This is a genomic window from Pseudoroseomonas cervicalis (assembly GCF_030818485.1).
In the GTDB taxonomy this organism is placed as follows: domain Bacteria; phylum Pseudomonadota; class Alphaproteobacteria; order Acetobacterales; family Acetobacteraceae; genus Pseudoroseomonas; species Pseudoroseomonas cervicalis_A.
In genome coordinates, this window is the sequence record NZ_JAUTAJ010000004.1 from 1,618,129 (window position 1) to 1,632,611 (window position 14,483).

Sequence of the window (14,483 nt, forward strand, 5' to 3'; positions counted from 1 at the left end):
GCGGAGGGACGCATGGCTCAGGACGACACCCCCCCGGACCCGGGCGCCTTCCGCATGCCCGACCCCGCCCTGGTCACCCGCACCATGGCCGATGTCGCCGAGCGCGGGCAGCGCATCGTCGCCGACTTCCTGAAGCGCCAGGCGGATGAGGGGCTGGAGGCCAAGCCGGGCGCCGACCCCACCCATATCGGCAGCGCCTTCATGGAGATGACGACGCGGCTGATGGCCAATCCGGCGCGGCTGATGCAGGCGCAGCTGGGCTTCTGGCAGGATTATCTGACGCTGTGGCAGAACACCGCCCGCCGCTTCTGGGGCGAGGAGGTCTCGCCCGTCATCGCCGAGGACCCGAAGGACCGCCGCTTCAAGGACGAGGCCTGGCGCGAGAACGAGGTGTTCGACTTCATCAAGCAGTCCTACCTGCTCTCGGCCCGCTACTTCACCAATGTCGCGCACGCCGCCGACGACCTCGACCCCAAGACGGCGCAGAAGGTCGATTTCTACACGCGGCAATTCGTCGATGCGATGAGCCCGTCCAACTTCCTGATGACCAATCCGGAAGTGCTGCGCCGCACCGCCGAGACGGGCGGCGAGAACCTGCTGCGCGGCCTGCAGAACCTGCTCTCCGACCTGGAGCGCGGCAAGGGCAAGCTGCGCATCCGCATGACGGATGAGACCAAGTTCCAGATCGGCGAGAACATCGCCGTCTCGCCCGGCAAGGTCGTCTACCAGAACGACCTGATGCAGCTGATCCAGTACAGCCCCGCCACCGGGACGGTGCTGAAGCGGCCGCTGCTGATCATCCCGCCCTGGATCAACAAGTTCTACATCCTCGACCTGCGGCCGAAGAACAGCTTCGTCCGCTGGGCGGTGGCGCAGGGCCACACCGTCTTCGTCATCTCCTGGGTCAACCCGGACGAGGCGCTCGCCCAGAAGAGCTTCGAGGACTACATGCTCGAAGGCCCCTATGCCGCGCTGGACGCGATCCAGCAGGCCACCGGCGAGAAGGCGGTGAACGCCATCGGCTACTGCCTGGGCGGCACGCTGCTGGCCTCGACGCTGGCCCATATGGCGACCAGGAAGGACAGCCGGATCAAGTCGGCCACCTTCTTCACCACCATGGTCGACTTCGCCGAGGCCGGCGAGCTCTCCGTCTTCATCGATGAGGAGCAGCTGCAGTCGCTGGAAGACCGGATGCAGAAGCGCGGCTATCTGGAGGGGCGCGAGATGGCGACCACCTTCAACATGCTGCGCGCCAACGATTTGATCTGGTCCTTCGTCGTGCAGAACTACCTGCTGGGGCAGGAGCCCTTCCCCTTCGACCTGCTCTACTGGAACGACGACAGCACCCGTATGCCGGCGGCCATGCACAGCTTCTACCTGCGCCGCATGTACCAGCAGAACGACCTGGTGAAGCCCGGCGCCATCAGCCTCGGCGGCGTCGATCTCGACCTGCGCAAGGTGAAGCTGCCGACCTACATCCTCTCGACGCGGGAGGACCATATCGCGCCCTGGAAGAGCACCTACCGCGCGACGCAGATCTACCAGGGCCCGGTGCGCTTCGTGCTCGCCGCCTCCGGCCATATCGCCGGCGTCGCCAACCCGCCGGAATCCGGCAAGTACAGCCATTGGGTGGCCGACAGCCTGCCCCCCTCGCCCGAGGAATGGTTCGCCAACGCCACCGAGCTCGCCGGCTCCTGGTGGCCGGATTGGCATCGCTGGGTGTCGGGGCTGGACAAGGCGCAGGTGAAGGCGCGCATCCCCGGAGAGGGTGGGCTGCCGGCGCTGGAGGATGCGCCGGGGAGCTATGTGAAGGTGATGGCCACAGACTAAAAAAACCAAAGAAGAACCTGGGGGAATGAATTCCCCCAGACCCCCTTCTTTTTTCTGTCAGACTGCCGCCATCTCCCGGACAGGCGGGTCGCTGCCCTGGGCCGGAGCGACCCGGTAAAGTTCAGCGGCCGCCGTCCCGGCCATGACCGGCAGCTGTCAAAAAACTGGCGCCAGCTCCTGCTCCACCAGCGAGGACCAGAAGGCGATGCCCATCGGCAGGATGGCATCGTTGAAATTGTAGCGCGGATGATGGGTGGAGTAGTTCGGCTTGCCCTCCTCCGCCTGGCCCAGACGGATGAAGCAGCCCGGCACTGCCAGCGCCATGTAGGAGAAATCCTCGCCCCCCATGGTCGGCGGGCTGGCCTTCACCACCCGCTCCTCGCCGGCCAGCTTCGCAGCGGCCAGCTGCGCGCGCTCCACCGGCCCGTCGCTGTTCACCACCGGCGGATAGCCGCGCTCGTAGATGATCTCGACGCTGGCGCCATGCGCGGTGGCGGTCGCCGTCGCCACCTCGGTCAGCAGGCGCTGCATGGCGTCGCGCGTCTCCGGGCGCAGCGTGCGCACCGTGCCCTCGATCACCACCTCCTCGGGGATGACGTTGCAGGCGCTGCCGCCATGGATGCTGCACAGCGACAGCACCGCCGAATCCAGCGGGTCCACCCGGCGGCTGACCACGCTCTGCAGCGCCACGACGATGTGCGAGGCCACCAGCACCGGATCCAGCGCCTGGTGCGGCCGCGCCGCATGGCCGCCCAGGCCCCGCACCTTCAGCGTCACCGTATCGGCCGCCGCATTGGTGGTGCCGCGGGTGATGATGAACTGCCCCTTCGGCACGTTGGAGCCATTGTGGATGCCATAGACGGCATCGCAGGGGAAACGCTGGAACAGCCCCTCCTCCACCATCACCCGGCCGCCGCCGCCCTTCTCCTCGGCCGGCTGGAAGATGAAATGCACGGTGCCCTCGAAATCCCGCGTCTCCGACAGGTAGCGCGCGGCGCCGAGCAGCATGGCGGTGTGCCCGTCATGGCCGCAGGCATGCATCACCCCCGGTTTGGTGGAGGCGTAAGGGACGCCCGTCTCCTCCAGGATCGGCAGCGCGTCCATATCGGCGCGCAGCCCGATGGCGCGGCCGGCATTGCTGCCCTGGCGCTTGCCCTGCAGCGTGCCCACCAGCCCCGTGCCGGCGATGCCGCGCGTCACCGCGATGCCCCAGCTCGCCAGCTTCTCCGCGACATAGTCGCTGGTCTGCGCCTCCTCGAAGGACAGCTCGGGGTTGGCGTGCAGATGGCGGCGCCAGGCGGTGGCCTCCTCGGCGATGGCGGCGATCTGGGGGTCGGTGTCCTGCGGCATGGGGCGCGTCCCTCTCTGTGGGAGGGTGAGCCTCCGCCTCTCCGGCGCCAAGGGCAACAGGGGGAGAGCAACTATTACCCTCCCATGACATCTTCCGGAAACGGCAACGGGCCGGGAGGTCGCCCCCCCGGCCCGTCAAACCCTGCCCGATCGGCGGTTCAGCGCGAGCTGTCGCGGAAATCGCCATCGCGCCAGTTGCGGTCCTTGCGGGCCGCCGAATGCCCGGCGCGGCCCGGGCCGCCACGGCCACGCGGCGCGCCGCCGCCCGGACCACGACCGCCCTCGCCACGGCCGGCGCCGGCCTGCGCCGGCGGACGACCCTGGCCCTGGCCCTGGGGCCGGCCACGGCCGCGCGGCGGCTGCGGCTTCGGCGCCGCGGCGGCGGCCTCGGCGCGGCCGGCATCGCTGCGGCGATCCTCGGCCGGGATCTTCATGGCGATCAGCTTCTCCACCGCCTTCAGCTTCGCCACCTCATCCGGGGCGCAGAAGGCGATCGCCTCGCCCGAGGCGCCGGCGCGCGCGGTGCGGCCGATGCGGTGGACATAGGCCTCCGGCGTGTCCGGCAGGTCGAACTGGAAGACATGCGTCACGCCATCGACATCGATGCCGCGGCTGGCGATGTCGGTCGCCACCAGGATCGGCGCGCGGCCGGTGCGGAACTCGGCCAGCGCCCGCTCCCGCTGGCCCTGGCTGCGGTCGCCATGGATGGCGTGGGCCGCGATGCCATCGGCGTTCAGGTGCTTGGTCACGCGGTCGGCGCCATGCTTGGTGCGGGCGAAGACCAGGGCACGGCCGATGCCCGGCTGGCGCAGCAGCTCGGAGAGCAGCACGCGCTTCTGGCTGGCATCGATATGGATCAGCTTCTGCTCGATCCGCTCGGCGGTGGTCGCCACCGGGGTGACCGAGACCTTGGCCGGATCCTTCAGCATCTCGGACGCGATCTTGGCGATCTCGGCCGGCATGGTGGCGGAGAAGAACAGCGTCTGGCGGTTCTTGCTCATCACCGAGGAGAGGCGCTTCACCGCCGGCCAGAAGCCGCGATCCAGCATCTGGTCGGCCTCGTCCAGCACCAGCACCTCGACGCCCTGCAGCTTGGCGGCGCCGGTCTGCACATGGTCCTGCAGGCGGCCCGGGGTGGCCACCAGCACGTCGACGCCGCGGCGCAGCGCCTCGACCTGCGGGCGGGCGCCGACGCCGCCGAAGATGACGGCCGAGCTCAGGCCGAGGAAACGCCCATAGGCGCGGATATTGTCATGGATCTGCGAGGCCAGCTCGCGCGTCGGCGACAGGATCAGGGCGCGGCAGCCGCCGCGCGGCGCCGGCGCCTTGCGGTCGGCCAAATGGTGCAGCACCGGCAGGGCGAAGGCGGCGGTCTTGCCTGTGCCGGTCTGGGCGATGCCCAGCAGGTCGCGGCCGGCCAGCACATGCGGGATCGCCTGGGCCTGGATCGGGGTGGGGGTGGTGTAGCCCTCCTGCGTCAGAGCGCGGAGCAGGGGCTCGGCCAGGCCGAGGGCAGCGAAGTCGGTCATCAAGAACTCATCCGGATGCGGGCGCGGCACCGGGCGCACAGCCCTGGTCCCACGCCACTGGCGGGTCAGGACGCCCCGCGTGGATGGGTCGTACCGAGGATAACGAAACCGGGGGCGTTAAGCCCGGGGCCCTGGCCAAGGCGCCGCATCGGGGCGGCGGCCGCTCACGCAACCAGGGCGCGCCGGTTTGTGCCGGCGCCGCTCATATGCGCGCGGCCGGGCCATGATGCAAGTGCGAAGGCTTGTGCCTCACCTGCGCCCGGCGCAGGCTTGCCCCCTCGCTTCCGGAGGAGTGCCGCATGAGCCTGCGCGCCGCGATCGACGCCCTGCAGCCCGAGATGACGGCATGGCGCCACGATCTGCACGCCCATCCCGAGATGGGCTTCGAGGAGCACCGCACCAGCGCGCGCGTGGCGGCGCTGCTGGAGGGCTGGGGCATCGAGGTGCATCGCGGCCTGGGCGGCACCGGCGTCGTTGGTGTGGTGCGCGGCCGGCCGGGCAACCGCGCCATCGGGCTTCGCGCCGACATGGACGCGCTGCCGATGCAGGAGGAGACGGAGCTTCCCTACGCCTCCACCGCGCCGGGGGTGATGCATGCCTGCGGCCATGACGGCCACACCACCATGCTGCTGGGCGCCGCGAAGTACCTGGCGCAGACGCGCAATTTCTCCGGCACCGTGCACCTGATCTTCCAGCCGGCCGAGGAAGGGCTGGCCGGCGCCAAGGCCATGCTGGACGATGGCCTGTTCGAGCGCTTTCCCTGCGACGCCGTCTATGGGCTGCACAATGAGCCGGGCCTGCCGCTCGGCCAGGTGGCGGTGCGGGCCGGCACGGTGCTGGCGGCGGTGGATTATTTCTCGGTGACGGTGGTGGGCCGCGCCTCGCACGGGGCGCAGCCGCACAAGGGCATCGACACCATCTCGGTCACCGCCGCCATCATCGGCGCGCTGCAGCAGGTGGTGGCGCGGCAGGTGGACCCGCTGCAGACGGCGGTGATCTCGGTGGGGCGCATCCAGGGCGGCACCTCGGACATCATCATCCCGGAGCGGGTTTCCTTCAGTGGCTCGGTGCGGACCCTGGTGCCGGAGGTGCGGGACCAGGTGGAGGCCGCCTTCCGCCGCGCCGCCGAGGGCACCGCCATGGCGATGGGCGCCCGGGTCGAGATCGACTACCGCCGCGCCTACCCGCCCACCATCAACACCTCCGCCGAGGCGGAGCGCGCCGCCCTGGCCGCCGGCGCCCTGCTGGGCGAGGGCGCGCTGCGCCGCAATGACCCGCCGATCACCGCCGGCGAGGATTTCGCCTTCCTGCTGGAGCGCTGCCCGGGCGCCTATGTGCTGTTCGGCCAGGCGCAGGAGGGGCGTTTCGCCATCTCCCCGCACAACTCCCACTATGAATTCAACGACGCCCTGCTCCCCTTGGGCGCCGCCTATCTGGCGCAGCTCGCCGAGCAGGAGCTGTCGTAACTGCTGGCGGGGTCCGGGGGGACCCTGTCCCCCCGGCGGGGGTCAGGGGGCAGCGCCCCCTGAGCTTTTCCTGGATGGCAGCAGCATCAACGACAGCAGCGCCGCAAGACAGAGGCCGGAGGTGACCCACAACGCCCCCGCCCCCCAATATTCCATCAGCAGCCCGAAGCCGAGCGGCGCGCCCGCCTGCAGCAGCCGCCCCGGCGCCGCCAGGATGCCCTGCCTCTGCCCGTAGCCGACGGGGCCGAAGACGGCGAGCGGCAGGGTGCCCTTGGCGATGGTGTGCAGCCCATTGCCGCCGCCATGCAGCAGGGCGAAGGCGATGGCCACCGGCGCGCCCAGCAGCACCAGCAGGACACCGCCGATGGCCTGGATCAGGCAGGCGAAGCGCGCCATCCAGACCGGGTGCAGGGCCGGCGGCATGCTGAATTGCAGGATGCGCGCCGCCACCTGGGCCGGGCCGGTCAGCGAGGCGGCCAGCAGCGCCAGCTCCGGCGAGGCGCCGGCGGCCGCCAGCAGCGCCGGCTGGTGCGCCCCCACCGCGCCGCTGACCACCGTGGTGGCGGCGAAGAAGAAGGCCAGGATCAGCATGGCGTGGCGCGGCGCCGGCGCGACCGGGCCCTCGGCCGCGGATTTCGGCGCCGGCGGCGGGCTGCGCGGCAGCAGCAGGTTCAGCGGCAGGCCGATCAGCAGATGCGCCAGCGCCCAGCCCAGGCAGGCGCCGCGCCAGCCCCATTCCGCCCCCATCCAGGCGGAGAGCGGCCAGCCGATGGTGGAGGCGAAGCCGGCGAACAGCGTCACCCCGGTGATCGGCCCCTTGGCCAGCGCGCCATACAGCCCGGCCAGGGTGGCGAAGGCCGAATCATACAGCCCCATGGCCATGCCGATGCCCAGCAGCGCCCAGGCGGCGGCGAGGCTCACCGGCCCCTGCGCGAAGGCCAGGCCGACGAGCCCGGCGATGAACACCAGGTTGGAGGCGGCCAGCATGTCGCGCCCGCCGCGCCGGTCGATCACCCGCCCGGTCCAGGGGCCGAGCAGCGCGGTGATCAGCAGGGCGCCGGAGAAGCAGGCATAGACGGCGGAGACCGAGAGGCCGAGCTCCTCGGCCATCGGCCGGGCCAGGATGGCCGGAAGATAATAGGAGGAGGCCCAGGCCAGGGTCTGGGAGAGGCCGAGCGCGGTGACGATGGTGGCCTTGCGAGGGCCGGCGGCAGGGGCGGACATGCGTCAAGCTTCCGCCTGGATGGCAGCCAAGTGAAGGGGGCCAGGCAAGGTTGAGGGGGCTTTGCCCCCTCAAACTCCCCCAGCAGGGGGACAGGGTCCCCCTGCACCCGCCTTCAGTTTTCCAGCCGGACGCCGGCATTGCGGGCCACGGCGCGCCATTTGGCGATCTCGGCGCTGACGAAGGCGCCCGCCTCCTCCAGGCTCTGCGGCGCCGGGGTGCCGCCCAGCTGCACCATGCGCGCGGCGAAACCCGGATCGCGCAGCAGGGCGGTGACGTCCTCATTCACCTTGCGCAGCACCGGCTCCGGCGTGCCGGTAGGGGCGCAGAGGCCGGCCCAGCCGATCGCCTCATAGCCCGGCAGGGTCTCGGCGATGGCCGGCACCTGCGGCAGCTGCATCGCGCGGGCGATGGAGGTGACGCCCAGCGCCTTGATGCGGCCGGCCTGCACATGCGGCAGGGCGCTGGCGACACTGTCGAACATCATCGGGATGTTGCCGCCCAGCAGGTCCGCCACCGCCGGGCCGCTGCCACGATAGGGGATGTGGGTCAGGCGGATGCCGGCCTGGTGCGCGAACATCTCCGCCGCCATGTGCTGCGAGGTGCCGGGCCCGCCGCTGCCATAGTTGATGGTCCCCGGCGCCTGGCGGGCGGCGGCGATCAGCTCCCCGACACTGTTCGGCGCGAAGGAAGGATGCGCCACGATCATCAGCGGCACGGTGAAGACCGTGGTGATGTAGGCGAAATCCTTCTCCGCGTCATAGGGCAGGCTGGCGATGACGCTGGGATTGATGCCATGCGTGCCGCTGGTCGACGCCGCCAGCGTGTAACCATCCGGCGCCGAGCGGGCGGCGGCATCGGTGCCGACCACGCCGGCGCCGCCGGAGCGGTTCTCCACCACCACGCGCTGCGGCCAGCGGCGCGACAGCTCATCGGCGACCAGGCGCAGCATGGTGTCGGTGGCCTGGCCCGGCGGGAAGGGAATCACCAGCCGCACCGGGCGGGCGGGCCAGGCGGGGTCGGCGGCGCGGGCAGCGGTGCCGGCCAGCAGGGCGGGCAGCGCCAGGGCGGCGCGGCGGGACAGGGTCATTTGGCGTTCCTCCGGAATGTCGCGGGCTGCATAGGCAGGCCGCCCCCCCGGGGCAAGCGCATCCCCCCTGCCCTGCCCCCGCCTGGCCTCAGACCTCCCCGGCGCGGTTGCCCAGCACCGCCTCGACCCGGCGGGCGGCCTGCAGGAAACGCGCATCCTCACCGCGGAAACCGACCAGCTGCAGCGCCACCGGCAAATTGTTCGGGCCGCGCTCCACCGGCAGGCTCAGCGAGGGGTTGTGCAGCAGCGACCAGATGCGGATGAAGACGGAGCTGCCGGTGTCGGCGACCGGTGTCGCCTCGCCCAGCGTCGCCGGCATCACCAGCAGGTCCACATCCCGCGCCGCATCGAGGAAGAGCCGCCGGCACTGATCCGCCGCATCCAGCGCCGCGGCGTAGTCGGCGGCCGAATAGGTGTCGCCCAGCGCGAGATAGTCGAGCAGCGCCTGGTCGCATTTCTCCGGGTGGTTCCGGCGGATCGCGTCGTATTCGCGGGCCAGGTCATAGGCCATGATGACGTCCTGCTCGGCGCCGATGCGCTCGAAGCCCGCAGGCATGTCGAGCGGCGCGACGGCGAAGCCGGCATTGGCCAGGCGCCGCAGCTGGCGCTCGAAGAAGTCCTGCATGAAGGGCTCGGCCCCGGCCAGGGCGGCGGGGCGCCAGACGCCGATGCGCAGCCGGCCCGGCATCGCCGCCTCCACATCGAAGCGCGGATCGCCGGTGAAGCCGCGCATGAACAGCATCGCATCCTCGACCGAGCGGGTCAGCGGCCCGATCACGTCGAGCGGCCGGGAATAGGTGCGGATGCCGACATAGGGGATGGCGTCCAGCGTCGGCTTGAAACCCACCGCGCCGCTGAAGGAGGCCGGCCGCAGGATGGAGCCCGCCGTCTGCGTGCCGATCGAGATCGGCGTCATGAAATCCGCCACCGCCGCGCCGGAGCCGGCCGAGGAGGCGGCCGGGCTGCGCGTCGGGTCATGCGGGTTGCGGCAGGGCCCGGGCAGCATGATGGCGTGGCGGGAGACGGTGTTCTTGCCGAGGATGGCGAAGCCCAGCCGCCGCGCCATGGCGACCACCGGCGCGTCCTGCACCGGCTGGCGGCCCGGAAAAATCTCCGGCTCGCCCCATTCGGTCGGCATGTCGGCGGTGTCGATCGTGTCCTTCAGGCCGAGCGGCACGCCGTCGAACAGCGCCTGGGGGCCGTCGCGGTCCACCGCGCGGGCGCGGGCCAGCGCGGCATCGGCGGCGACATGCACCCAGGCGCGCACCGTGTCGTCGCGCGCGGCGATGCGCTCCAGGCAGGCTTCCACCCAGGCCTCGCTGCGCAGGCGGCCGGCCCGCAGGGCGCGGATGCCATCCGCCGCGGTCAGCCGGGTGAGATCGGAAGGCGCCGGGCGCCGGGCGGGAGGGGCGATGTCCATGGTCTCGTCCTCTAGCGGTGGGTGGCGCCGGCGCGGCCGATATAGAGATCGGCCATGCGTTCATTCGCCAGCAGGGCGGCGCCGGTATCGGCCAGCACCACCCGCCCCTGGTCCAGGATGTAGCCGCGATCGCTGAGGGCCAGCGCCTGCCGGGCGCGCTGCTCCACCATCAGCACGGAGACGCCGAGCCCAGGCAGCTTGCGCACCTCGGCGAAGACCTGCTCGGTCAGCGCGGGCGACAGCGCGGCGGAGGGCTCGTCGAGCAGGATCAGGCGCGGCGCCGAGATCAGCGCGCGGGCGAAGGCCAGCTGCTGCCGCTCGCCGCCCGAGAGGCTGCCGGCGGCGGTGCGGCGCCGCGCGGCCAGCGCCGGAAACAGCTCCAGCATCGCCTCCAGCCGCCCCGGCGCGGCGCATTCGACGACCTGGAGATTCTCCAGCACGGTGAGGCCGCCGAAGACATTGCGCACCTGCGGCACATAGGCGATGCCGGCGCGGATCCGCCCCTCCACCGGCATGCGGCGCAGATCCTGCCGCTCGAAGCGGATCTCGCCGGACAGCCGCGGCAGCATGCCCATCACCGCCTTGATCAGGGTGGATTTGCCGGCGCCATTGGTGCCGGCGATGGTGACGATCTCCCCCGCATCGACATGCATGTCGATGCCGGTGACGATGTCGACCTCGCCATAGCCGCCGGCGATGTTCTCCAGGCGGAGCAGGCTCATGCCACACCTCCCATATAGGCCTCGCGCACCCGCGCATCCTCGAGCACGGCATCCGGCGTGCCCTCGGCGATGACGCGGCCGCGATCCATCACGTAGAAGCGCCGCGCCAGCCGGGCGAGCTCGTCCAGATTGTGCTCGATGATCACGACGGTCATGCCGCGCGCGTTCAGCTCGGCGACCTTGCCGGCGATCTCGCCCACCAGCACGGGATTGACGCCGGCGAAGGGCTCGTCGAGCAGGAGGCAGCTGGGCTGCAGCATCAGCAGCCGGCCCAGCTCCAGCAGCTTCTTCTGGCCGCCGGAGAGCCGCCCCGCCATCTCACCCGCCACGCGGGTGAGGTTGAGGAAGGCCAGCAGCTCGCGGGCGCGCTCGGCGATCTCCGCCTCCTCGCGCTTCACCTGGGCGGGGCGCAGCAGCAGATTGGCCAGCCGCTCCCCGGCCTGCGCCGGCGCCGCCGTCATCATGTTGTCGAAGACGGTCATGTGGCCGAATTCGCGCGGCACCTGGAAGGTGCGCGCCAGGCCGCGCCGCACCCGGTGATGCACGGGAAGCGCGCCGATCTCCTCCCCCTGCAGCCGGATGCTGCCGGCATCGGGGCGGATATGGCCGGTGATGGCGCTGAACAGCGTGCTCTTGCCGGCGCCATTGGTGCCGATGATGCCGAGCAGATCGCCCTGCTCGACCGAGACCGAGACATCGTCCAGCGCCCTGAGCCCGCCGAAGCTCAGCGTGACGCCCTGGGTGGAAAGCAGCGCCATGCTCACAGGCTCCTCGGCTTGCCGCGTTGCAGGAGGCCGTTCGGGAAATAGAGGATGGTGCAGACCAACCCGACACCGATCACCCAGATGCGCAGGCTGGCCATCTGCACCTCGCTGACGCCGGGGATGACGCCGCCCATGAAGCGCGAGCCCTCGAGGAAGCCCATCAGCAGCACCGTGCCGGCCACCACGCCGGAGAGCCGCCCGACGCCGCCCATGATGATGGCGATCCAGACATAGAAGGTGATCAGCGGCACATATTGCTCGGGGCCGATGAAGGTGAGGAAATGCGCCTGGAAGGCCCCGGCGAGACCGGCCAGCCCGGCGCCCACCATCAGCGAGCGCGTCTTGAAGGAGGCCGGATCCTTGCCCAGGGCCTGCACCGCCACCTCATTGTCGCGGATGGCGGTGATGGCGCGGCCGAAGGGGCTGGCGATGATGCGGCGGATGCCCCAGAAGGCCAGCGGCACGACGATGGCGAGGCTGGCCAGGATCCACCAATCGGCCTGGCGCCCGCCCCATTCGCCGAACAGGCGCGGGATGCCGGGCAGGCCGTGCACGCCGCGGGTCAGCCATTCCTCCTTCTGCAGCACCATGCGCACGCTCTCCGAGAAGCCGAGCGTGACGATGGCGAGGTAATGCCCGCTGAGCCGCAGCGCCACGGCGCCGAGCGGCCAGGCCGAGAGGGCGGCGAGCGCGGTCGCCGCCAGCATCGACAGCAGGATCGGCACGCCCTGCATCGCCAGCAGCGCCGAGCCATAAGCGCCGATGGCGAAGAAGCCGACATGGCCGAAATTGATCAGCCCGGTGAAGCCGTATTGCAGCGACAGCCCGCCGGCCAGCAGCAGATAGATGCCGATGGTGATGGAGATGGCGAGGGAATAGGCGAGGATCTCTTCCATGGCAGCCTCACCGCACCGCGCTGCGCGCGCCGAGCAGGCCCTGCGGCCGCAGCAGCAGGACGAGCAGGAGAACGAGGAAGGCCAGCACGATCTTGTAGGCCGGCCCGACGAAATGGTTGGCGACCTCCTGCGAGATGCCGAAGATCAGCATGCCGGCCACGGCGCCCAGCGGATTGCCGATGCCGCCCAGGATGACGGAGGCGAACATGGGCAGCAGCAGCTCCCAGCCCAGCTCCGGGATCACCACCGCCTTGATGCCGAGCAGCAGCCCGCCCAGGCCCGAGAAGGCGCCGACCAGCGTCCAGAGCAGGAGCATCACCTGGCGGCGGCTGATGCCGCTGACGCGGGCGAGATCCGGGTCATCGGCCACGGCGCGCATGCGCCGGCCCATCGGCGTCGCGTGCAGCAGCAGGAAGACCAGCGCCAGCGCCGCCAGGGCGGTGGCGACGATCCAGACATCGGTGGGCAGGATGCGGATGCCATTGAAGTTCCAGGCGCGCACCAGCGGCGTCTCGATATGGAACTGGCCCTGGCCCACGAAGAAGGTGATGCTGCTGCGCAGCGCGAAAGCCACGCCCACCGAGGCGATCAGGCATTCGACATGCGAACGCCGGGCCAGCGCGCGGAACACCCAGGCATAGAAGAACAGCGACACGGCGGCGGTGGCCAGCATCGCCACCAGCCCGCTGAGGAGCAGCGATCCGCCCAGCACGAATTGCGACGCGACCGCGGCATAGGCGCCGAAGGTCATGTAGTCGCCGGTGGCGGCATTGGCGAAGCGGCCAATGCCATAGACCATGGTGATGGCCAGCGCCGGCAGGGCCAGCAGCAGCCCCACCACCACGCCGTTGATCACCGCATTGATGAGCGGGATCGCATCCAGCATCAGCCGAATTCCTTACGCGAAGAGGCCGCCCTGGAGGACATCCTTGCGGACCAGACGGCCGCCGCGGATCTCGAAGATGCCGAAATCGGGGATGGTCTCCCGGAAGCGGCCGAAATGCAGCGAGGAGGAGGCACCCTCGAGGTCGATGGTCCTGCCCTCCGCCAGCAGGCGCTTGCCATCGGCGAAGCTGTGCACCTTCTCGCCCGGCGCGTTGGTGATCTCGCGCATCGCGCGGTCGATCGCCGGGCCGTCGGCCTGCGGCCCGAGCTTCTCCACGGCGAGTGCCAGCGAGATGACCATGTCGTAGCATTCGGCCGCGAAGATGTCGGGGTCGTGGTTGCGCACGCGGCGGAAGCGCTCGGCCAGGCTGGCATAGGCGTGGTGGCCATCGGCCACGACGTTGGAGATGGAGAGGATGCCCTCCGTCACGCGTGGGCCGAGGGCGCGGATCAGCTCCTCACTGGCCGACCAGCCGGGCATGATGAAGGCGCAATCCTGGCCGGACTGGTACCATTCGCGCAGGATGATGGTGGCGTCCGGCGTGTAGGAATTCAGCACCACCACATCGGGGTTGGCCGCCAGGATGCGGTTCAGCTCGGTGCGGTAGCTGGTCTGGTTCGGCTCATACACCACCGAGGCGGCGATGCGCCCGCCCTTGGCTTCCCAATCCTGCCGGAAATGGTTGCCGAGGCCCACGAAGGTGGAGTTGTTGAAGGACATCACCGCCGGGCGCCTGAAGCCCCGCCGCCGCGCGATCTCCGAGAAGGCCAGGGCAAAGACCGAATTCGAAGCCTGGTACTTCCAGACCAGGTCGTTCGGATCCTCCGACAGCAGCTCGGGCGAGCCGCAGGTGTTGCAGGAGATGATCCTCGCCGCATTGGTGATCGGCCGCGTCGCCAGCGCGACGGCCGAGGACCAGATGCCGATGACGCAATCGACGCGGTTGATGTCGACCAGCTTCTTGGCGGCCAGCACGGCGGCGTCGGGGCGGGTCTGGTCATCCTCGGCGAAGAGCTCGAAGCGGCGGCCGGCGGCGCCGCCGGCCTCGTTCACCTCGGCGATGCCGAGCTTGATCGCCTCCAGCATGCCGGAGCCATAGGTGCCGCCGGTGCCGGTGATCGAGTTCAGCGAGCCCACGCGGAAGCTGCGTGCCGCCTGCGCCGCAGCCGGCCGGCCCGAGAGCGCGGGCGCGGCGAGCCCCGCCCAGCGCCGAGGCCGCCAGCAAGCCGCGACGGCCGATGCGGATGGTGTTCAGCATGGATGTCTCCCTCTCAGCCCCTCCCCGGGGCGAACGACAGCAGCGACTGG

At 70.6% G+C, this 14,483-nt stretch carries 12 protein-coding genes; 2 read left to right on the forward strand and 10 right to left on the reverse strand.

Features of this window, described 5'->3' with window-relative positions; translation table 11 throughout:
- Window positions 1–12 precede the first annotated feature (12 nt).
- Window positions 13–1,830 carry a PHA/PHB synthase family protein gene (locus QE401_RS11410; RefSeq protein WP_307138320.1) on the forward strand — a complete coding sequence of 606 codons (1,818 nt, stop codon included), beginning with the start codon at window positions 13–15 and terminating at the stop codon, window positions 1,828–1,830.
- A 156-nt stretch (window positions 1,831–1,986) separates the two neighbouring features.
- Here QE401_RS11410 and QE401_RS11415 read toward each other — a convergent pair whose 3' ends face one another.
- Complete coding sequence (locus QE401_RS11415) at window positions 1,987–3,180, reverse strand: M20 aminoacylase family protein (protein ID WP_307138321.1); 1,194 nt, start codon at window positions 3,178–3,180, stop codon at window positions 1,987–1,989.
- A gap of 158 nt (window positions 3,181–3,338) precedes the next feature.
- The gene (locus tag QE401_RS11420) at window positions 3,339–4,709 is read right to left on the reverse strand and encodes a DEAD/DEAH box helicase (protein WP_307138322.1); all 1,371 of its coding nucleotides are present in this window, start codon (window positions 4,707–4,709) and stop codon (window positions 3,339–3,341) included.
- A 299-nt stretch (window positions 4,710–5,008) separates the two neighbouring features.
- On the opposite strand from QE401_RS11420, the gene QE401_RS11425 reads away from it, so the two are divergent.
- On the forward strand, window positions 5,009–6,175 hold the full coding sequence (locus tag QE401_RS11425) for a M20 aminoacylase family protein (protein ID WP_307138323.1): 1,167 nt from the start codon (window positions 5,009–5,011) through the stop codon (window positions 6,173–6,175).
- Window positions 6,176–6,217: 42 nt separating this feature from the next.
- Here the strand turns inward: QE401_RS11425 and QE401_RS11430 are convergent, their stop codons facing one another.
- From QE401_RS11430 to QE401_RS11465, 8 genes are all read right to left on the reverse strand, one after another.
- Window positions 6,218–7,399 (reverse strand): MFS transporter, encoded by a 1,182-nt coding sequence (locus QE401_RS11430; RefSeq protein WP_307138324.1) that lies wholly within the window; start codon window positions 7,397–7,399, stop codon window positions 6,218–6,220.
- Between the two features lie 113 nt (window positions 7,400–7,512).
- Window positions 7,513–8,487, reverse strand: coding sequence for a tripartite tricarboxylate transporter substrate binding protein (locus tag QE401_RS11435; protein WP_307138325.1), 975 nt, complete (start codon window positions 8,485–8,487; stop codon window positions 7,513–7,515).
- Window positions 8,488–8,575: 88 nt separating this feature from the next.
- Window positions 8,576–9,907, reverse strand: coding sequence for an amidase (locus QE401_RS11440; protein ID WP_307138326.1), 1,332 nt, complete (start codon window positions 9,905–9,907; stop codon window positions 8,576–8,578).
- Between the two features lie 11 nt (window positions 9,908–9,918).
- Window positions 9,919–10,629: an ABC transporter ATP-binding protein gene (locus QE401_RS11445; protein WP_307138327.1), complete on the reverse strand. Its 711-nt coding sequence runs from the start codon at window positions 10,627–10,629 to the stop codon at window positions 9,919–9,921.
- Window positions 10,626–11,387 carry an ABC transporter ATP-binding protein gene (locus QE401_RS11450; RefSeq protein ID WP_307138328.1) on the reverse strand — a complete coding sequence of 254 codons (762 nt, stop codon included), beginning with the start codon at window positions 11,385–11,387 and terminating at the stop codon, window positions 10,626–10,628. Before QE401_RS11450 ends, QE401_RS11445 begins: the two co-directional genes overlap by 4 nt.
- A gap of 2 nt (window positions 11,388–11,389) precedes the next feature.
- Window positions 11,390–12,289 (reverse strand): branched-chain amino acid ABC transporter permease, encoded by a 900-nt coding sequence (locus tag QE401_RS11455; protein ID WP_307138329.1) that lies wholly within the window; start codon window positions 12,287–12,289, stop codon window positions 11,390–11,392.
- A gap of 7 nt (window positions 12,290–12,296) precedes the next feature.
- Window positions 12,297–13,175 carry a branched-chain amino acid ABC transporter permease gene (locus tag QE401_RS11460; protein ID WP_307138330.1) on the reverse strand — a complete coding sequence of 293 codons (879 nt, stop codon included), beginning with the start codon at window positions 13,173–13,175 and terminating at the stop codon, window positions 12,297–12,299.
- 12 nt (window positions 13,176–13,187) lie between these two features.
- Window positions 13,188–14,312: an ABC transporter substrate-binding protein gene (locus QE401_RS11465; RefSeq protein WP_307138331.1), complete on the reverse strand. Its 1,125-nt coding sequence runs from the start codon at window positions 14,310–14,312 to the stop codon at window positions 13,188–13,190.
- Window positions 14,313–14,483: the final 171 nt, after the last annotated feature.

Coding starts and splice junctions, on each gene's coding strand:
- QE401_RS11410 (WP_307138320.1), top strand. CDS start 13: ATGGCTCAGGACGACACCCCCCCGGACCCGGGCGCCTTCCGCATGCCC.
- QE401_RS11415 (WP_307138321.1), bottom strand. CDS start 3,180: ATGCCGCAGGACACCGACCCCCAGATCGCCGCCATCGCCGAGGAGGCC.
- QE401_RS11420 (WP_307138322.1), bottom strand. CDS start 4,709: ATGACCGACTTCGCTGCCCTCGGCCTGGCCGAGCCCCTGCTCCGCGCT.
- QE401_RS11425 (WP_307138323.1), top strand. CDS start 5,009: ATGAGCCTGCGCGCCGCGATCGACGCCCTGCAGCCCGAGATGACGGCA.
- QE401_RS11430 (WP_307138324.1), bottom strand. CDS start 7,399: ATGTCCGCCCCTGCCGCCGGCCCTCGCAAGGCCACCATCGTCACCGCG.
- QE401_RS11435 (WP_307138325.1), bottom strand. CDS start 8,487: ATGACCCTGTCCCGCCGCGCCGCCCTGGCGCTGCCCGCCCTGCTGGCC.
- QE401_RS11440 (WP_307138326.1), bottom strand. CDS start 9,907: ATGGACATCGCCCCTCCCGCCCGGCGCCCGGCGCCTTCCGATCTCACC.
- QE401_RS11445 (WP_307138327.1), bottom strand. CDS start 10,629: ATGAGCCTGCTCCGCCTGGAGAACATCGCCGGCGGCTATGGCGAGGTC.
- QE401_RS11450 (WP_307138328.1), bottom strand. CDS start 11,387: ATGGCGCTGCTTTCCACCCAGGGCGTCACGCTGAGCTTCGGCGGGCTC.
- QE401_RS11455 (WP_307138329.1), bottom strand. CDS start 12,289: ATGGAAGAGATCCTCGCCTATTCCCTCGCCATCTCCATCACCATCGGC.
- QE401_RS11460 (WP_307138330.1), bottom strand. CDS start 13,175: ATGCTGGATGCGATCCCGCTCATCAATGCGGTGATCAACGGCGTGGTG.